The sequence below is a fragment of the Curtobacterium aurantiacum genome (assembly GCF_018598555.1).
GTDB lineage: Bacteria > Actinomycetota > Actinomycetes > Actinomycetales > Microbacteriaceae > Curtobacterium > Curtobacterium aurantiacum.
On record NZ_JAHEWN010000014.1, the window covers coordinates 57,285 to 75,658 of the forward strand.

16 protein-coding genes and 3 tRNA genes are annotated in these 18,374 nt (G+C 71.6%); 5 read left to right on the plus strand and 14 right to left on the minus strand.

Annotation, left to right across the window (positions count from 1 at the left end; all coding sequences use genetic code 11):
* Positions 1 to 3: 3 nt before the first annotated feature.
* Positions 4 to 1,929 (plus strand): ABC transporter ATP-binding protein, encoded by a 1,926-nt coding sequence (locus tag KK087_RS12880; RefSeq protein ID WP_214565804.1) that lies wholly within the window; start codon positions 4 to 6, stop codon positions 1,927 to 1,929.
* A 126-nt stretch (positions 1,930 to 2,055) separates the two neighbouring features.
* Here KK087_RS12880 and KK087_RS12885 read toward each other — a convergent pair.
* The 5 genes from KK087_RS12885 to KK087_RS12905 all read right to left on the minus strand — a co-directional run bounded on the left by KK087_RS12885 (position 2,056) and on the right by KK087_RS12905 (position 4,592).
* A tRNA-Met gene (locus KK087_RS12885) sits at positions 2,056 to 2,129 on the minus strand.
* Between the two features lie 33 nt (positions 2,130 to 2,162).
* Positions 2,163 to 2,234: transfer RNA gene (locus KK087_RS12890), tRNA-Thr, on the minus strand.
* A 93-nt stretch (positions 2,235 to 2,327) separates the two neighbouring features.
* The gene (locus KK087_RS12895) at positions 2,328 to 3,470 is read right to left on the minus strand and encodes a M23 family metallopeptidase (protein ID WP_214565806.1); all 1,143 of its coding nucleotides are present in this window, start codon (positions 3,468 to 3,470) and stop codon (positions 2,328 to 2,330) included.
* A 148-nt stretch (positions 3,471 to 3,618) separates the two neighbouring features.
* Entirely contained in the window at positions 3,619 to 4,449 is an 831-nt protein-coding gene (locus KK087_RS12900; RefSeq protein ID WP_214565808.1) for an inositol monophosphatase family protein, read from the minus strand.
* A 58-nt stretch (positions 4,450 to 4,507) separates the two neighbouring features.
* A tRNA-Tyr gene (locus tag KK087_RS12905) sits at positions 4,508 to 4,592 on the minus strand.
* 137 nt (positions 4,593 to 4,729) lie between these two features.
* Here KK087_RS12905 and KK087_RS12910 point away from each other — a divergent pair.
* Both KK087_RS12910 and cls read left to right on the plus strand, forming a co-directional pair.
* Positions 4,730 to 5,218 (plus strand): YajQ family cyclic di-GMP-binding protein, encoded by a 489-nt coding sequence (locus KK087_RS12910; protein ID WP_214529567.1) that lies wholly within the window; start codon positions 4,730 to 4,732, stop codon positions 5,216 to 5,218.
* 40 nt (positions 5,219 to 5,258) lie between these two features.
* Positions 5,259 to 6,719 carry a cardiolipin synthase gene (gene cls, locus KK087_RS12915; RefSeq protein WP_214565810.1) on the plus strand — a complete coding sequence of 487 codons (1,461 nt, stop codon included), beginning with the start codon at positions 5,259 to 5,261 and terminating at the stop codon, positions 6,717 to 6,719.
* 36 nt (positions 6,720 to 6,755) lie between these two features.
* Here the strand turns inward: cls and KK087_RS12920 are convergent, their stop codons facing one another.
* The 4 genes from KK087_RS12920 to KK087_RS12935 form a co-directional block, all read right to left on the minus strand.
* Positions 6,756 to 7,871, minus strand: a complete 1,116-nt coding sequence (locus KK087_RS12920; protein WP_214565818.1) for a heparan-alpha-glucosaminide N-acetyltransferase domain-containing protein — start codon at positions 7,869 to 7,871, stop codon at positions 6,756 to 6,758.
* 5 nt (positions 7,872 to 7,876) lie between these two features.
* The gene (locus tag KK087_RS12925; protein ID WP_214565820.1) at positions 7,877 to 9,250 is read right to left on the minus strand and encodes an FAD-dependent oxidoreductase; all 1,374 of its coding nucleotides are present in this window, start codon (positions 9,248 to 9,250) and stop codon (positions 7,877 to 7,879) included.
* Positions 9,251 to 9,333: 83 nt separating this feature from the next.
* Positions 9,334 to 10,410 carry a polyprenyl synthetase family protein gene (locus KK087_RS12930; protein WP_110893078.1) on the minus strand — a complete coding sequence of 359 codons (1,077 nt, stop codon included), beginning with the start codon at positions 10,408 to 10,410 and terminating at the stop codon, positions 9,334 to 9,336.
* Positions 10,411 to 10,441: 31 nt separating this feature from the next.
* Positions 10,442 to 11,233, minus strand: a complete 792-nt coding sequence (locus KK087_RS12935; protein WP_017888622.1) for a demethylmenaquinone methyltransferase — start codon at positions 11,231 to 11,233, stop codon at positions 10,442 to 10,444.
* A 140-nt stretch (positions 11,234 to 11,373) separates the two neighbouring features.
* Between KK087_RS12935 and KK087_RS12940 the strand changes: the two genes are divergently transcribed.
* Complete coding sequence (locus tag KK087_RS12940; RefSeq protein WP_214565822.1) at positions 11,374 to 12,633, plus strand: isochorismate synthase; 1,260 nt, start codon at positions 11,374 to 11,376, stop codon at positions 12,631 to 12,633.
* Positions 12,634 to 12,680: 47 nt separating this feature from the next.
* On the opposite strand, the gene menD is transcribed toward KK087_RS12940, so the two are convergent.
* Positions 12,681 to 14,390, minus strand: coding sequence for a 2-succinyl-5-enolpyruvyl-6-hydroxy-3-cyclohexene-1-carboxylic-acid synthase (menD, locus tag KK087_RS12945; RefSeq protein WP_439647694.1), 1,710 nt, complete (start codon positions 14,388 to 14,390; stop codon positions 12,681 to 12,683).
* An 88-nt stretch (positions 14,391 to 14,478) separates the two neighbouring features.
* Positions 14,479 to 14,838: a PLDc N-terminal domain-containing protein gene (locus KK087_RS12950; RefSeq protein WP_214529575.1), complete on the minus strand. Its 360-nt coding sequence runs from the start codon at positions 14,836 to 14,838 to the stop codon at positions 14,479 to 14,481.
* Positions 14,839 to 14,902: 64 nt separating this feature from the next.
* Between KK087_RS12950 and KK087_RS12955 the strand changes: the two genes are divergently transcribed.
* Positions 14,903 to 15,238 carry a DUF4229 domain-containing protein gene (locus KK087_RS12955; protein ID WP_214565824.1) on the plus strand — a complete coding sequence of 112 codons (336 nt, stop codon included), beginning with the start codon at positions 14,903 to 14,905 and terminating at the stop codon, positions 15,236 to 15,238.
* Positions 15,239 to 15,253: 15 nt separating this feature from the next.
* Here the strand turns inward: KK087_RS12955 and KK087_RS12960 are convergent, their stop codons facing one another.
* From KK087_RS12960 to KK087_RS12970, 3 genes are read right to left on the minus strand one after another with little or no spacing between them, the layout of a single operon-like run.
* Positions 15,254 to 16,255, minus strand: coding sequence for a 1,4-dihydroxy-2-naphthoate polyprenyltransferase (locus KK087_RS12960; RefSeq protein WP_214565826.1), 1,002 nt, complete (start codon positions 16,253 to 16,255; stop codon positions 15,254 to 15,256).
* A gap of 40 nt (positions 16,256 to 16,295) precedes the next feature.
* Complete coding sequence (locus KK087_RS12965) at positions 16,296 to 17,432, minus strand: AMP-binding protein (protein ID WP_214565828.1); 1,137 nt, start codon at positions 17,430 to 17,432, stop codon at positions 16,296 to 16,298.
* Complete coding sequence (locus tag KK087_RS12970) at positions 17,432 to 18,361, minus strand: 1,4-dihydroxy-2-naphthoyl-CoA synthase (protein ID WP_214565830.1); 930 nt, start codon at positions 18,359 to 18,361, stop codon at positions 17,432 to 17,434. The genes KK087_RS12965 and KK087_RS12970 overlap by 1 nt, the downstream gene beginning before the upstream one ends.
* Between the last annotated feature and the right edge of the window lie 13 nt (positions 18,362 to 18,374).

Here is an 18,374-nt window from a genome sequence, read left to right on the forward strand (position 1 = left end):
ACCATGAGCATGGAGAGCGCGGCCTGGAGCTCGCTGTACAAGATCTCGACGGCCAAGGACGGCAAGCACGGTTTCTCGCGCGCGTCCCTGCGGCGGATCATGTCCTTCGCGGTGCCCTACCGGGGCAAGCTGCTGGTGTTCATCACCCTCTCCGTCGTGGGAGCGTTCCTCGCGGTCGCGACACCGGTCCTCGCCGGCCAGGTGGTCGACGTCATCGTCGCCCGCGGCGAGATCAGCACCATCGTCCGGCTCGCCGTCGTCATCGCCCTCGTGGCCGTGGCCGACGCCGCCGTGTCGCTGACCACCCGCTGGTACTCGGCGCGGATCGGCGAAGGGGTGATCCTGGACCTCCGCACCGCCGTCTTCGACCACGTGCAGAAGATGCCCGTCGCGTTCTTCACCCGCACCCGGACCGGTGCGCTCGTGAGCCGCCTCAACAACGACGTGATCGGCGCGCAGCAGGCCTTCAGCGGCACGCTGTCCGGTGTGGTCACGAACCTCGTGGCGCTGATCCTCACCCTGGTCGTCATGCTCAGCACCTCGTGGCTCGTGACGGTCCTCGCCGTGGTCATGCTCCCCGTCTTCCTGGTGCCCGCGCGCCGCATGGGCAGCCGACTCGCCGCGCTGCGACGCGAGGCCGCCGACCACAACTCCGCGATGAGCACGCAGATGACCGAGCGCTTCTCGGCGCCCGGCGCCACGCTCGTCAAGCTGTTCGGTCGGCCCGACGAGGAGGCCGAGGAGTTCCGCGTCCGCGCCGCGCGGGTCCGTGACATCGGGGTCCGGACCGCGATGCTGCAGTTCGTCTTCTTCACCGCCCTCATGCTCGTGTCCGCGCTCGCCCTCGCCCTCGTGTACGGGCTCGGCGGCTTCCTCGCCCTCGCAGGGCAGCTGGACACCGGCGAGGTGGTCACCCTGGCGCTCCTCCTGACCCGTCTCTACGCGCCGCTGACGAGCCTCGCGAACGCTCGGGTGGAGATCATGAGCGCGGTGGTCAGCTTCGAGCGCGTCTTCGAGGTGCTGGACCTCGAACCGCTCATCCGGGAGCAGCCCGACGCCGTCACCGTCCCGGACGGCCCGGTGTCCGTCGAGTTCGACGACGTCCGGTTCGCCTACCCCTCCGCTGACAAGGTGTCCCTCGCCTCGCTCGAGGAGGTCTCCACGCTGGACACCCGCGGCGGCGAGGAGGTCCTGCACGGCCTGTCCTTCCGGATCGAGCCGGGCCAGACCGTCGCCCTGGTCGGGACGTCCGGTGCCGGCAAGTCCACGGTGGCGCAGCTCCTCTCCCGCCTCTACGACGTCGACAGCGGTGCCGTCCGCCTCGCCGGCACGGACGTCCGCGACGTCACCTTCGCCTCGATGCGGCACACCCTCGGGATGGTGACGCAGGACGGCCACCTGTTCCACGAGACCATCCGCTCCAACCTCCGGTTCGCCCGACCGGAGGCCTCCGAGGACGAAGTGTGGGACGCCGTCCGTCGCGCACGGCTCGAGCCGCTCATCCGGTCCCTCCCCGACCAGCTCGACACCATGGTCGGTGAGCGCGGCTACCGGCTGTCCGGGGGCGAACGTCAGCGGATGACCATCGCGAGGCTCCTGCTCGCCCAGCCGCGCGTCGTCATCCTCGACGAGGCGACGGCGGCACTGGACTCGACGTCCGAGGCCGCCGTGCAGGCCGCGCTCGGCGAGGCGCTCGAGGGACGGACCGCGATGGTGATCGCACACCGCCTCTCCACCATCCGCAGCGCGGACATGATCCTCGTGGTCGAGGACGGCTCGATCGTGGAGCGCGGGACGCACGAGGAACTGCTGGCCGCGGGTGGGCGGTACGAGGAGCTGCACCGGACCCAGTTCGCCGCGCAGAAGAACGTCGCGGCCGACGAGGAGGCACTGAGCGGGCCCGGGTCGCTGCGGACCGCGATCGACTGAACGGAACGGGTGCGGAGGACCGGCCGCGGCACCGCAGGGGCACCGCAGGGGCACCGCAGGGGCACCGTGCCACGCACAGAGAAGGCCCCCTGACCCAGGAGATCCTGAACGAGAGGGCCTTGCGTGTAGCGAGGGCGGGACTTGAACCCGCGACCCCACGATTATGAGTCGTGTGCTCTAACCAACTGAGCTACCCCGCCAGAGATCCGGAAGCGACACGCGCACCGGGTCGGAGCCCCGAGTCAGGATTGAACTGACGACCCCCTCCTTACCATGGAGGTGCTCTACCACTGAGCTATCGGGGCGATGTGCCGCGAACGGCACCACACGAGGATAGCAGACCACCGACGCTGCTCCGGAACCGGACGAGACGCCCGGGCGTGCCGCGTCGCGGACCGCTAGTTCGCGTTGGCCTTGAGCCACGCCAGCGGGTCCACCGGGGCCCCGTCGACGTGCACCTCGAGGTGCAGGTGCGGGCCGGTGGAGTTGCCCGTGCTGCCGACGAGACCGAGGATGTCGCCTGCTTCGACGTGCTGGCCGGTGACGACCTTGAAGGAGTTGTCCTCCATGTGGCCGTAGACGCTGACGAACTGCTTGCCGTCGACGTCGTGCTCGACCCAGACGTCGTTGCCGAAGCCGCCGTCGTTCGCCTGCACCTTGATCACGGTGCCGGCGGCGATCACGCCGATCGGCGTGCCCTCCCCCGGAGCGAAGTCGATGCCCATGTGGTTCGTCGAGCAGAACGAGCACCCGGCGACCTGGCGTCCGCCGAAGCCCGAGGTGATCGGGACGCCGGTGAGGAACGGCCACTGGATCGTGCCCGTCGGGTCGTTCGTGAAGGTCGAGGAGTCGACGTTGGCGTACTGCGTCGCGTCGGACACCGTGTACTGGTCACGGTCGGTGGAGCTGTCCGCCGCGGACCCGACCTGCATCGACTGGGTGGCACCGTCGGCGGCGGCACGGGCCGCGGTCGAACCGGACTGCGGCACCCAGAGCGCCTGCGCCGGCAGCGACGTCGAGACGACGAGACCGGCGGCGAAGAGGAGTGCACCCACCGCGGTCACCCGCGACGCGGCGCGACGGAACGACGCACCCTGCTTCGGGGTCCGAGCCGTCGCGGTCACGGGGGTCGGGGTGGAGCGGATGTGGCGGGTCGCACGATCGACCGGGGCCGTCGTGGCCGGGCGGCTGCTGCGGCGACGGGACGCGGGGACCTGACCGGCGACCCGGCGCGGCTGCGACACCGAGGCGGCGGGAGCGATCGCCTGCACGACGGGCGAGGTGGGTGCCGGCGGCGTCGCGATGCGGGCGGCCGGGCGCGCGGGCGAGGCCGGTGCCAGGTCGATCGGCGAGACGGGAGCCGCGGGGGTCCCCGGCGTGGCCGCGCCGATCACGTCGTCGAAGGAGGGCCCCGTCGCGACCGTGCTCCTCGCCGCCGCTCGCTCCGCCTCGATCCGAGCTCGTCGGCTCAGGTGGACGACCGGCGCGGCGGCGTCGACGGAACCGTCGGTGGGAGCGGGCGAGAGCGGGGTGTGGGGCATGCGTGCGGTGGCGATCCTGATCGGGGAAGGGCTCGCTCGATGGTAACGAGCAGATAACGGGACCTGAGCACGCTAGCAAAGCTCGTCGCACGTCGCCAGTCGTGGTCATGTCCACACCGCACCCCCAGACCTGGGGCCCGGCGAGTCGTCAGGCCTCGATCGCGCCGAGTGCGTCGGCCTCCAACCTGCGGACCAGGGCCTCGAGATCGTCTGCGACCGCCGGGCTCGCGAACAGGTACGACCGGGTCCCGCCGGCCTCCCAGATGCGGATCGTGGCACCCGCCTCCTGCGCGACGAGGGCGCCGCCGGCCATGTCCCACGGGTTGATCCCGCGCTCGTAGTAGGCGTCGACGACCCCGGCCCCGACGGCACAGCAGTCCAGCGACGCCGCTCCCCCGCGGCGGATGTCGCGCACCTCGCCGATCAGTCCGGCGAGCACGCCGACCTGCTCACGCCGACGGTCGGCGGTGTAGCCGAAGCCGGTCGCGACGAGCGTCTCGGCGAGCGATGCGGGCGTGGCGACGGACAGCGGCTGTCCGTCACGGGTCGCACCTTGCCCGACGGCCGCGCGGAAGACGGTGCCCGTCGCCGGAGCCACGACGACGCCCGCGATCGGCTCCCAGGTCATCGGGTCCGGTGCACCCCGGACGACGCCGATGCTGACGCCGTACTCGGCACTGCCGTAGAGGTAGTTGACCGTGCCGTCGATCGGGTCGACCACCCAGGTGATGCCCGAGGCACCGGAGGCGGAGCCGGACTCCTCGCCGTGGAAGGCGTCGTCGGGGCGGGCCTCGGCGATCCGGGCGCGGATGAGCGCCTCGACCTCGCGGTCGGCGGCCGTGACCACGTCGACGATGCTGGACTTCCGGTCCGCGACCTCGACCCCCTCGGCGCGGCGCCGTGCGGCCAGTGCCGCCGCGTCACGGGCGATCGACTCGGCGAGGTCGGCGAACTGGGACGGGGTGAGATCGGGAGCCATGCACCCATCCTCCCGGAAACACCATCGGCCCCGTCCGCAGTGGACGGGGCCGATCAGGTGGTGGCAAGTGAGGGATTCGAACCCCCGAAGGCTACGCCGGCTGATTTACAGTCAGATCCCTTTGGCCGCTTGGGTAACTTGCCATGCGCACCCAGCCGGTGTGATCACCAACCGAAGGCGCGCACAAGAGCATAGCGGATCCGCAACGGTGCTCGTGACCACCGTGCGCCGATCCACGCGACCGGAACCGCGCCTCCAGTCCGCCGTTAGGCTGTCCCGCATGGCAGACAGTTCCTTCGACGTGGTCAGCAAGGTCGACAAGATGGAGGCGGAGAACGCCCTCAACCAGGCCGCCAAGGAGATCGAGCAGCGGTACGACTTCAAGGGTGCCGACGCTTCGATCGCGTTCAGCGGCGAGGACGTCCTGATCAAGGCGAACTCGGAAGAGCGCGCCAAGGCGGTCCTCGACGTGCTGCAGAGCAAGGCGATCAAGCGCAACATCAGCCTGAAGAGCCTCGACGCCGGCGACCCGTACCCCTCGGGCAAGGAGTACCGCATCGAGGTGAAGTTCAAGAACGGCATCGAGCAGGACGTCGCGAAGAAGATCGGCGCCTTCCTGCGCGCGAACGCCCCGAAGTCCGTGAAGAGCCAGATCCAGGGTGATGAACTCCGCGTCTCCTCGAAGAGCCGCGACGACCTGCAGAACACGATCCAGCTCCTCAAGGGTGAAGAGTTCGACGTGCCGCTCCAGTACATCAACTTCCGCTGACCCGCGGCACCCTCCGAACGACACCCGACACCGGCACCCCGTGGAGCACTGGCTCAGCGTCGTCATCACCGTCCTGCTCGTCCTGCTGGACCTGGCGATCCGCGTCTTCTCGATCATCTACGTCCCGATCAACCGGAAGCCGCAGACCGCGACGGCCTGGCTGCTCGCGATCTTCCTCATCCCGTACATCGGGTTCATCGTCTTCCTGGTCATCGGGTCGACGAAGCTCCCGCGTGCCCGCCGGGAGAAGCAGACCGAGATCAACGCGTACATCCTCGAGCAGACCGAGGGCATCGAGCGAGTGCGCCGTGACCACCCGTGGCCCGCGTGGCTCGAGAGCATCACGCGACTGAACCGTGAACTCGGCGCGATGCCCCTGGTCGGCGGCAACTCCGCGGAGCTCTACCCGGACTCCGAGGAGTCCATCGCGGAGATGACCCGGGCGATCGACCAGTCCCGCCGGTTCGTGCACGTCGAGTTCTACATCGCGACGCTCGACGACACCACGCGGCCGTTCTTCGACGCCCTCGCCCGCGCGCAGGCCCGTGGCGTCACGGTGCGCTTCCTGCTCGACCACTGGGCCAGCCGCGGGTACCCCGGCTACAAGGAGACCCTGTCGTTCATGGACCGGGCCGGCATCGAGTGGCACCTGATGCTGCCGCTCCTGCCGCTGCAGGGGAAGTTCCAGCGCCCGGACCTCCGCAACCACCGGAAGATCATGGTGATCGACGGGTCCGTCGCGTTCACCGGTTCGCAGAACCTGATCGACGCGTCGTACGACCTGCGGTCCCACGTCGAGAAGGGCATGGTCTACAAGGACCTGTTCGCCCGGTTCGAGGGACCGGTCGTCGCCGGGCTCAACGCCCTGTTCGTCACCGACTGGTACAGCGAGACCGACGAGCTGCTGCTCCGTGAGAGCGACCCCGTGCAGCGCGCCGACCGCGGGGACGCGCTCGACTGCCAGGTGGTGCCGTCCGGACCGGGCTTCGACGGTGAGAACAACCTGCGCCTGTTCAACGCGCTGCTCTACTCGGCGCAGCAGCGGGTCTCGATCACGTCGCCGTACTTCGTGCCCGACGACTCGATGCTCTACGCCATCACGACGACGGCCCAGCGCGGGGTCGAGGTCGAGCTCTTCGTCGGTGAACTGGGCGACCACGCGATGACCTGGCACGCGCAGCGCTCCTACTACGAGGAACTGCTGCGTGCCGGTGTGAGGATCTGGCTGTACCGGGCCCCGACGATCCTGCACGCCAAGCACTTCACGATCGACGACGAGGTGTCGGTGATCGGGTCGAGCAACATGGACATGCGCTCGTTCAGCCTGAACCTCGAGGTCTCGGTCATGGTCCGCGGGCACCGGTTCGTCGACGCCCTGCGCGAGGTGCAGGACTCCTACAAGCAGCACAGCTTCGAACTCACGCTCGACGCGTGGGTCGACCGTCCGCGACGTTCCAAGGTACTCGACAACGTCGCGCGGCTCACGGCGGCGCTGCAGTAGCTGTCTGGAGGCCCGGTGCGGGTCCGCCGCGTGCGCTCAGCGCATCGGGACGAGGGATGCCAGGGCCCCGACCACCCGCTCGAGCGGGCCGCGGCCGAGGAACCGGCGCCAGAGCATCGCGAAGATGACGGACCCGAGCGCGAACCACTCCCAGGCCTCCGCGGAGTCCGGGTACACCGGCAGCAGCGCGATCACCACGAGGTGCCCGGAGTACACCGTCAGCGGCATCGACCCCACCGCCGCCAGCGGGAAGGCGATCCGTTCCAGCAGGCGGCCCCGGCCGTCGAACACGAGCAGGCAGAGGGCGATGACCGCGACCGCCACCCCGGCGGTCCCCACGACGTCGACGACGGACGACGAGTGGTCGCGCGGCGACAGGAACAGCTGTGCGAGCGCTCCGGAGGGCGTCGAGCCCGCTCCGGCGAACGGCACGCCGGGGAACGCCAGGTCGACGTCGTCCGGCAGCGGGGCGACGACGGCACCGACGACGTACGCCGTGGCGGCGACCAGTGCGCCGGACACGAGGAGCGCGACCTGCCCGCCACGATCCTCCAGGCCGGTCCGGGCGACCGCGAGCCCGACCAGGACGTACGCCAGGAACGTGACCAGGGGGTAGACCAGGCCGAGCTGGACGCCGACCATGCCGGCGTCCGCGTACGCCGGAGCGATCGCGAGCACGGCGAGCGGCGACAGCACCGCGCAGACAGCGGCGATGCCGAGCAGTGCCGCCGGTGGGAGACGCAGCACCGGGACCACCAGCAGGAACAGCACCCCGTACGTCGGCAGGATCACGTACACGGGGGTGTCGAGCGCGATGAGCGCGAAGCCGATGACGACGACGACCACCGCGCGGATCGCGAGCCGGGCACGGATGCGTCCGATGGTCGGCGAGCCCGGCGGGTCCGTGCGACCGCTCGTCAGTCCGATCGAGACCCCGGCGAGCACCGCGAACAGCGTCGACGGACGCCCGTGGGCGATGGCCGACCAGGTCGCCGGGTCGGTCCAGTCGAGCTGGTCCGCGATGCCGCCGATGTGTGCGGCCATCATGCCGAGCAGCGCGACCGCCCGTGCGACGTCGACGCCGAGCAGCCGGGCCCCGGAAGCGGACGCGCCCCGCACCGCGGTGGGCGGGACGGGGCGCGTGTCGGTCATGGTCGTCAGTTCGTCGGGGCGTCGACGCGACCGAGCGAGACGTCGATCATCTCGTCGCGCGGCACGACCTTGACGCGCTCGCGCCCGTCCACCGCGCCGAGCGCCTGCTCGTGGGTGTCGAGGTGGTGCCAGCCCTCGAGGTCGGTGTACTCGACACCGCGCTCGCGGAGCAGGGCCGGGATCGCCTCGTCGGAGGGGTCATCCGGCGTCCACCAGCTCGCCTGGTCGTTGACGATGTGCTGCACGGTCTCCATCGCGTCGGACTTGGTGTGTCCGATGAGGCCGACCGGTCCACGCTTGATCCAGCCGGTGGCGTACACACCGGGGATCTGCTGGTTGTCGTCGTCGAGGACCTGGCCCTCGTGGTTCGGGATCACGCCGTGCCGCTCGTCGAACGGCAGACCGGGCAGCGGCGAACCGAAGTACCCGACCGCGCGGTAGGCGGCCTGGATCGGGATCTCGCGGATCTCGCCGGTGCCCTCGACGCCGCCCTCGCCGTTCGGGCGCGTGCGCTCGTACCGGATGGCGGTCAGCTTGCCCTGCTCGTCGCCGACGAACTCGATCGGCTTCGCGTAGAAGTGCAGGTGCAGGCGGCGGCTGGCCTGGCCGACCTCACGCGTGCGCCACTGCTCGAGGACACGGTTGATCACCATGACCTGCTTGTTCGTCGCGATCGCGGTCTTCGACGCCTCGTCGTGGTCGAAGTCCTCGTCGTAGACCACCATGTCGACGTCACGGACCTCGCCGAGCTCGCGGAGCTCGAGCGGCGTGAACTTCACCTGCGCGGGGCCGCGGCGGCCGAAGACGTGCACGTCGGTGACGGGCGACGCCTTGAGGCCCTCGTAGACGTTCGCCGGGATCTCGGTCGGCAGCAGGTCGTCGGCGTGCTTCGCGAGGATGCGCGAGACGTCGAGGGCGACGTTGCCGACGCCGATCACCGCGACGCTCTCGGCGTTCAGCGGCCAGGTGCGCGGGACGTCGGGGTGGCCGTCGAACCAGCTCACGAACTCGGCTGCGCCGTACGAGCCGTCGAGGTCGACGCCGGGGATGTCCAGGTCGGCGTCCTTGATCGCACCGGTCGAGAAGACGACCGCGTTGTAGTGCTTCTTCAGGTCGTCGAGGGTGATGTCCTCGCCGTAGCGGACGTTGCCGAACAGCCGGACGACGCCGCGGTCGAGGACGTCGCGCAGGGCGTTGATGATGCCCTTGATGCGGGGGTGGTCGGGGGCGACGCCGTACCGGACCAGGCCGTACGGCGCGGGGAGCTGTTCGAACAGGTCGATCGACACGTCGTAGCCGTGGGCCTCGCGCAGCAGGATGTCCGCGGCGTAGATGCCGGCGGGGCCGGCGCCGACGATGGCGAGTCGGAGGGTGGGCACTGATCGTCTCCAGTTCGTTCGGGTGGGGGTTCCCGGGGCCTCCTGACCGGGTCGCCGTGGCGGCCCGTGCCGGGAGGGGGTGTTCAGCGGCTTCGGTCGACGACGGAGTCGGCGAAGCGGGTGAGTGCCCGTTTCACCGTGCCGTCGGGCAGCGGGGCGAGTGCGTCCACGGCTTCGCGGGCCCAGGCGACGGCGACCGCACGGGTCGCGGCGGTGGCCTCGTGCTCGCGGAGTGCGGCGACGGCCGACTGGTACGGCGCGGAGTCGACCACGTCGTCGGGCGCACCGTTGACGTCACGCTCGATGCGTTCGACGAGGTGCTGCGCGGACGGGTCGGTCGCGGCCATCCGTCGGAGTTGCAGGACGGGCAGGGTGTCGACGCCGGCACGCAGGTCGTTGCCGGCGATCTTGCCGGTCTTGTCCGTCGCCGGGGCGAGGTCGATGACGTCGTCGACGAGTTGGAAGGCCACGCCGACCTTCTCGCCGAACGTGCCCACCGCGTCGAGGTACGCGCGGTCGGCTCCGGAGAACATCACGCCGGCGCGGGCGGCGGTGGCGATGAGGGAGCCCGTCTTGTCGCTGAGCACCTGGATGTAGTGCTCGAGCGGGTCGTCGTCGGGCTGCGGGCCGGTGGTCTCGTGCAGCTGCCCCATGCAGAGGCGCTGGAAGGTCTCGGCCTGCATCCGGATGCCCTCGGTGCCGAGGTCGGCGGTGATCAGGCTGGCGCGGGCGAACAGCAGGTCGCCGGTCAGGATCGCGACGTTGTTGCCGTAGGTGATCTGCGCGGCCGGGACCCCGCGACGGACGGGCGCTTCGTCCATGACGTCATCGTGGTACAGCGATGCCAGGTGCGTGGTCTCGATGCTCACCGCGGCCTTGACCACGGCGTCGGTCACACCGTCGCCGAGCTGCGCGATGAGGAGCGTGAGGGTCGGGCGGATGCGCTTGCCGCCGGCCGACAGCAGGTACCGGCTGGTGGTGTCGGCGAGGGTGTCGGTGGACCGCATGGCGTCCTCGAGCCCCTGCTCGACGAGCTCGAGCCCGTCGTCGACCGCGGAGATGAAGCGTCGGTCGGCGGGCGTGGCGAACAACCGCTCGCCGATGCCCAGCGACGCGCGCAGGCTCGGCGCGCGACGTGCGACCGGGACGCTCGGATTCAAGTGCTGCTCCGTCTTCGGGGGTGGTGACCGGTCAGTCGGCGGCCGGGTCGACGCGCGGCTGCTCGCCGGTGTTCTGGTGGTCACGGCGAGCCTTCGCACGCCGTGCCGCGGACTCGCGCACCGTGTCGGCGACGGGCTTGCGGCCACGGTGCAGTGCGACGATACCGGCCGTCAGGTTGCGGTAGGCGACCACCGAGAACCCGACACCGCGCAGCCACTGGGTCAGCACCTGCTGGTCCGGCCAGGCGTCGATCGACTCGGCGAGGTAGCGGTAGGCGGCCGGGTTGCTGCTCGAGAGCCGCGCGATGCCCGGGAGCACGCGCTTCAGGTAGGTGCCGTAGCCGAAGCGCAGCAGGGCGCGGGGCGGCGTCGAGAACTCACAGATGACGACACGACCGCCGGGCTTCAGGACACGCAGCATCTCGGCGAGCGCCTGCTTCGGGTCGTTCACGTTGCGCAGCCCGAAGGAGATCGTGACCGCGTCGAACGTGTCGTCGTCGAACGGGAGCTGCTCGGCGTCCCCCTCGACGAAGGTGATCTCCGGGTGGCGTTCGCGACCGACGGCGATCATGCCCGCGGACAGGTCGAGCGCGGTGACCTCGGCGCCCTTCTTGGCGAAGGCCGCCGCGCTGGTCCCGGTGCCCGCGGCGATGTCGAGGACCTTCTCGCCGGGCTGCGGGTCGACCGCACGCACGGTCGCGACGCGCCACAGCGGGGCGTTGCCCGCCGAGAGGATGTCGTTCGTGAGGTCGTACTTGGCCGCGACGTCGTCGAACATCGCCGCCACCTCGTCCGGGCGCTTGTTCAGGTCCGCTCTGCTCACGCGCTCAATCCTAGAGGTCCCGACCGAGCGTTCACCGGACTCGCAGCCAGCCGGGCGGTGCGCGACGGGTGCGGGCAGCCGCACCGGGCGGACACCGGGGGCGCGCGGCCCGTCCACCGACCGCGCGTAGCATCGGAGCCGTGACCCGAACCACCACGGCGGCGCCCCCGCTGACGGTCTCGACCCGGATCCTCGACGACCCGGGCGCCGTCCTCCGCCACACCCTCCGCGACCGTCCCCTCGCCTTCGTCCGGAACGGCGACGGCATCGTCGGCATCGGTGAGGCGCTCCGGTTCACGTTCACCGGCCCGGACCGGATGCGCGACGCGGCAGCGGTCTGGCGCAGCGTCGTCGAGACCGCCACCGTCGACGACCCGGTGCAGCTGCGCGGCTCGGGGCTCGTCGCGTTCGGCTCGTTCGCGTTCGCCGACGACTCCGCCGACGAGAGCGTGCTCATCGTGCCGCGCGTGGTCCTCGGTCGTCGCCGGGGCAAGGCGTGGCTGACCGCGATCGACACCACGGCCGGCGCGGAACCCCTGGCGTTCACGCGGACCTCGGTCCCGGTCCCCCACGTCGGCCCGCACGTGTCCGTCGCCCTGCGGCCCGGTCGCATCGACGAGGACACCTACGCCGCCAACGTGTCCGAGGCCGTCCGCCGCATCGTGGCCGGGGGCGCCCAGAAGGTGGTGCTCGCCCGCGACCTCGTCGGCACGCTCCCGTCGGGAGCCGATCGACGAGCGGTCCTGCTCGACCTGGCCGCCGCCTACCCGCAGTGCGTGACCTTCGCGGTCGACGGGCTGGTCGGTGCCACCCCGGAGACCCTCGCCCGCACCGACGGCACCCGGTTGACCGCCCGGGTGCTCGCCGGCAGTGCAGCCCGGGGCGCCGACGAGGTGTCCGACCGTGCTGCCGCCGAGGCCCTGGCCACCAGCGCCAAGGACGTCGAGGAGCACGCGTTCGCGATCGACAGCCTGCTCGCTGCGCTCGGACCGCTCGCGACGGACCTGCGCGCCGACGCCGAACCGTTCCGGCTGCAGCTGCCGAACCTGTGGCACCTGGCCACGGACGTGCAGGCCACCCTGCCGCCCGACACCACCTCGCTCGACGTCGCCGACGCCCTGCACCCGACGGCCGCGGTCGCCGGCACCCCCACGGACGTCGCGGTGCGGCTGGTCGCCGAACTCGAGGGCGTCGACCGTGGTCGGTACGCCGGGCCGGTCGGCTGGATGAGCGCGACGGGCGACGGCGAGTGGATGCTCGCACTCCGCAGCGCACGCATCGACGACGACGGCACCGTGCGGGCCTGGGCGGGCGCCGGGATCGTCGCCGGGTCGGAGCCGGAGCGCGAGGTCGCCGAGACGGCCCTGAAGTTCCGCCCGATCACGGACGCGCTGGCCTGACACGACGCCGCGCCCGCCTCACGCGAGGCCGCGCCGTCCGACGCGTGTCAGTCGGCCAGCGGCACCTCGATGACGACCCGCTCGGCCGGGTCCGTGAGCACCCGTTCGAGGTCACCCCACGTCGCCGCCCGTCGGTACTCCCACCCGAGCCCGGTGACGACCCGTTCGAGGTCCACGTGCTGCGGGGTCGACATCATCCGTCGCATGTCCGCGTCCGGGGTGGTCTTCGCGACCTCGAGCCCACGGAAGATCGCCCCGCCGTGGTCGTTGCCGACGACGACCTGCACCCGGTGGGTGCGCTCCTCGGTGCCGGTGACGAACGCGCCGAGGTCGTGCAGCAGCGTCAGGTCGCCGAGGAGCACGCGCGTGGTGCCGACCGAGGCCGACGACTGCTCGAGCGCCGCGGCGATGCCGAGCGCGGTCGAGACGGTGCCGTCGATGCCGGCGAGCCCGCGGTTCGCGTGCACCCGGATCTTCTTGCCGAGCACCCGGGCGTCGGCTTCACGGATGAGCTGCGAGGCCCCGAGCACCAGGCGGTCGTGCGGCCACGTCACGCCCCACACGGCGTCGGCGAGCATGGCCCGGTCGACGGGGCGGCGACGGAGCGCGACCTCGTCACGGAGGAACCTGTTGCGCTCGGCGCGGTCGGCGGAGCGCTTCGCGTCGAGGTCCGGGCCGGCGTCGCCGTCCCCCAGGACCTGCCGGCTCGCACCGACCCAGCGGCCCACCCACGCGCGGTGTTCCGGGCGGGTGCGGCCCGTCACGCGGACGTCGGACACGAAGGTGGTCAACGATTCGCTGGGCCCACGCCGCCGGTTCCCGGGCGACGCGCCAGCGGCGTCCGGGCCGTGCCGGTGGGGAGAGGCGCGGGCCGGGTCGAAGGGGTCGGCCGCCGATCCGCGGACGACGATCGTCTCGACCCCGTCGCGCTGCAGGAGCGCGGGGACCTCTCTGCTGAGGGTCGGGTGGCCGAGCACGACGGCCCGGCGGACGGCGCCGCCGTGGTCCGGGTCGCGCAGGAGTTCCCGGTAGGCCACGACGAGGTTGCGCCCGAAGCGTGCACCGCTCGAGACCTCGGCGAGGAGCGGTGCCCCGAGTTCCCAGGCGATCCGTTCGGCGTCCTCGCCCGCGTCGTGCCCGGCGATGACGACCGTGCCCGGCTCGTCGTCCGGGGTGAGTTCGGCGACCGGCAGCCCGGTGTGCGCCCGGCGGGTGGCGAACGCGAGGTCGATCTCGTCGTCGGGGACGGGTGTGACGTGCTCATCGGCGAGCCCGGCGGACAGCGGCTCGCGGAACGCGACGTTGAGCTGTGCCGGACCCGGCTGCCCCGTGTGGCCGGCAGCGGCGGCGACCGTCTGTCGGGCGAGGGTGCGCAGGGTGTCACGGACCGAGGCGTCGACACCGTGGGCCGACGGCGCCTCGACGTCGCGGACGAAGGCGACGGCCTGGCCGAAGATCCCGGGCTGCACCGTGGTCTGGTTGCTGCCGATGCCGCGGAGTTCGTCCGGCCGGTCGGCGCTGAGCACGATCATCGGCACGCCGGAGTGGTGTGCCTCGAGCACGGCGGGGTGCAGGTTCGCGACCGCGGTGCCCGACGTCGTCACCACCGCGGCCGGTCGGTGCGTCTCGACCGCGAGCCCGAGGGCGAAGAACCCGGCCGTCCGCTCGTCGAGCCGGACGTGCACGGTGAGCCCGCCGGCACGCTCGAGGGCGACCGCGGCGAGGGCGAGGGCCTGTGACCGGGAACCGGGGCTCACCACGACGTCCGTGACGCCGGCGCGGACGAGTTCCTGCAGGAGCGCGAGCGCGGTGTCGGTCGCCGGGCTGCCGGAACCGACGGAGCCGTCAGCGATCGGTGCGGCCGTCGTCGTCTCGGTCGTGGAACTGGTCTTCGAGGTCTCGGAGGGTCGCGTCGTCCTGGTCCTTGTCCGTGAGGGTGTCGCCCGGCTCCGGCGTGGTGCCGAGGAAGTCCGGGTCGTCTTCGGGTCCACGGTACCGGGCGGACGGACCGGGGCCGGCAGCCGGGGTACGACCGAGCAGGAACCAGAGGACCCCGCCGAGGACGGGCAGGACGATCACGAGCAGGAGCCACACGCCGCGGCGCAGGGATCGGACACGCTGACGCGGCATCGTCCCGCAGTCGATGGCCGCGTACACCGTGAAGGCGACGGCGGCCACGGCGACGATCAACCACAAGCGGACCATGCGGTGAAGTCTAGGTCGCGACCCTGTGATGCCCCTGCCGGTCGACCCTCCGTAGACTCACCGTGTGAAAGCGTGGCTCCTGTACACCCTGGCTCGGCTCGGCATCTTCGCGGTGGCGCTCGTGCTCCTCCTGCTCCTGACGCCGCTGAAGTGGTACTGGGCGACGATCGTCGCCGCCCTGGTGGGGCTGCTCATCTCGTACATCGCACTGTCCGGACTGCGCACGCAGGTCGCCCTGAGCCTGGCGAACCGCCGTGGCGCCCCGGAGCGCGACGCCGACTCGGACTTCGAGGACGACTTCGTCGACGCCGCGGACTCCGATGCCTCCGCCGCCCCGGTCGTCCGCCCCGTGTCCGATGCCGACCGGCACGAGGCCCGTCGGGACACCGAGGCCGACTGACCTGACCGAGCGCTCCTACGGCTGGACGGCCAGGGTGATCCCGAGCACCACGCCGAACGCCAACGAGGCGAACGACGAGAGCTGCAGCGCCGTGATGAGCTCGCGGGGCTTGCGCGACGACACCCCGATCGCGAGCGCCGGCAGTGCCAGCAGCAGCGAGAAGTACGTGAAGCCGGTCCGGAAGTAGAGCAGCACGAACCAGAGCAGCACGACGTACGGCAGCATCAGGAACAGGCCGTAGAGCACGCGGGCCACGGGGCGTCCGACGACCACCGCGAGCGTGCGCTTGCCCGCCAGCTGGTCCTCGTCGATGTCGCGGATGTTGTTCACCATCAGCACCGCGCAGGCGAAGAACCCGGCGGCGACCGCGGCGGCCCAGCCACTGACCGTGACCTCGCGGATCTGCACGAACTGCGTGCCGAGCACGGCGACCAGGCCGAAGAACACGAAGACGAAGACCTCGCCGAGGGCGTTGTACCCGTAGGGCTTCTTGCCGCCGGTGTAGAACCAGGCGGCGACGATGGCCGCAGCCCCGACGAGCAGCAGCCACCACAGCTGGGTGAGCAGCACGATGACCAGGCCCGCGACCGCCGCCAGGCCGAAGAACGTCAGGGCGACGGTGAGCACGGTCCGGGGCTTGGCCAGGCCGGCTCCGGTGAGTCGTGCCGGGCCGACGCGATACTGGTCGGTGCCGCGGACGCCGTCGGAGTAGTCGTTGCTGTAGTTCACGCCGATCTGCAGGAACAGCGCGACGGCCAGGGCGAGCAGCGCGACGGCGAGGTGGCCGTCCTTCGCCAGGTAGTCACCGAAGTCGCCGGGCTCACCGCTGTCGACGAACGCGACGGCGGTGCCCAGCACCACCGGGACGACGCCCAGGGTCAGGGTGCGCAGACGTGCGCCACCGATCCAGTCGCGCGCGGTCGCCTTCCGCTTGGTGCGGGCGGGGGCAGCGGCCTTCGCCGGGTTGCCGGACCGGCCCTGCTTCTGCGTCGAGTTCTTCGTTCGTGCCACGAGCACCGATCTTATTGCCGACGCGGGGTGCGACGGCTCGCAGCTCCTACCGGCCGCCGTCGGCGAGCGCCTGCACGGCCCCACGGTCGGGTTTGCCCGACGCCAGCATCGGGATCCGGTCCACCACGACCACGTCCGCCGGGCGGGCAGCACGGCCGAGGGCTGCTCCGACGCTGGCGCGCACGACGTCGAGGTCGAGCGGCCGCTCGGTGACGACGATCGGGACCTCACCCCACTCCCCCGCGGCACGACGTGTGACGACGGCGCCCTCGTGCCCGGGCAGACCACGGACGAGCCGTTCGACGGCGCCGAGCTGGACCTTCTCGCCGCCGGAGATCACGACGTCGTCGAGGCGTCCGAGCACGCGGACCACGCCGTCGGACAGGGACGCCGTGTCCCCGGTCCGGTACCAGCGCAGCCCGTCCCGTTCGACGAAGGCCGACGCCGTGCGGGTGTCGTCGTCCAGGTACCCCTCGGCGAGCATCGGTCCGGCCAGGTGCAGTTCGCCGTCGACCAGCGCCGTGCGCACCGTGCCGAACGGGACGCCGTCGTACACGCACCCGCCGCTCGTCTCGCTCGCGCCGTACGTCGTCACGATCCGGACGCCGGCGTCGAGCGCGCGCTGCCGGAGCGGGGTCGGCGTCGCCTGTCCGCCGACGAGGACCGCGTCGAACCGGGCGAGCGCCCGGGTGGCGTCCGGGTCGTCGAGGACCCGCGCGAGCTGGACCGGCACCAGCGAGGTGTAGCGACGCGGGGCCGCCGGACCGGTGACGAGCCGGTCGGCCGCCTCGGTGAACGCGGCGGCCGCGAAGTGCCCGGACGGCACCACGACGGGTTCGGTGCCGGCGGTGATCGACCGGGTCAGGACGTTGAGGCCGGCGATGTAGTGCGTCGGCAGCGCGAGCACCCAGCGCCCCGGCCCGCCGAGCGCCGCGTCCGCCGCTGCCGCGCCGGCGAGCAGCGCCTCCGACGAGAGCGCCACGCGCTTGCCGGTCCCGGTGGACCCGCTCGTCTCGACCACCAGGGCGACCGCCTGACGGACCTCGGCCGGGGGCGGAGCCGGCAGCGCCGGGGCCCCCTCGGCGACGGGGAGCAGGGCGGGGCCGCCGGCGAGCGCCGCCTCCAGGGAGCGCAGCACGGCCATCGGGTCCGACGTGCCGGTCGCGACCAGCGGACGGGGCATCAGTAGTGCCAGGGGAACGCGGTCCACTCCGGGGCGCGCTTCTCGAGGAACGAGTCGCGACCCTCGACCGCCTCGTCGGTGCCGTACGCCAGCCGCGTCGCCTCGCCGGCGAACACCTGCTGGCCGACCATGCCGTCGTCCACGGCGTTGAACGCGTACTTGAGCATCCGGATCGCCGTCGGGGACTTGCCGAGCACGATCTCACCCCAGCTGATCGCCTCGCGCTCGAGGTCCTCGTGGGGCACGACGGCGTTCACGGCACCCATCTCATACGCGCGCTGGGCGGAGTACTCCTGCGCGAGGAAGAAGACCTCGCGCGCGAACTTCTGACCGATCTGCTTGGCGTAGTAGGCGCTGCCGTAGCCGCCGTCGAACGAACCGACGTCGGCGTCGGTCTGCTTGAACTTACCGTGCTCAGCGCTCGCGATGGTGAGGTCGCAGATGGCGTGCAGCGAGTGTCCGCCGCCGGCCGCCCACCCGGGGACGACCGCGATGACGACCTTCGGCATCATCCGGATGAGGCGCTGGACCTCGAGGATGTGCAGCCGCCCCATCGACGCCTGCGCGGCCGCGGGGTCGACACCCTCCGGCGGTGCGCCCTCGTCACCGACGTACTGGTAGCCGCTGCGTCCGCGGATGCGCTGGTCCCCGCCGGAACAGAACGCCCAGCCGCCGTCCTTCGGGCTCGGGCCGTTGCCGGTGAGCAGGACGACGCCGACACGGGGGTCCTGACGGGCGTCGTCGAGGGCGCGGTAGAGCTCGTCGACCGTGCGCGGACGGAAGGCGTTCCGGACCTCGGGACGGTCGAAGGCGACCCGGACGATGCCCTTCGAGACGTGCTTGTGGTACGTGATGTCCGTGAACTGCTCCGCGATCGGAGCCGTGGTCCAGACGTCGGGGTCGAACAGGTCGGAGACGGGAGCAGCCATGCTCCCAAGGTAC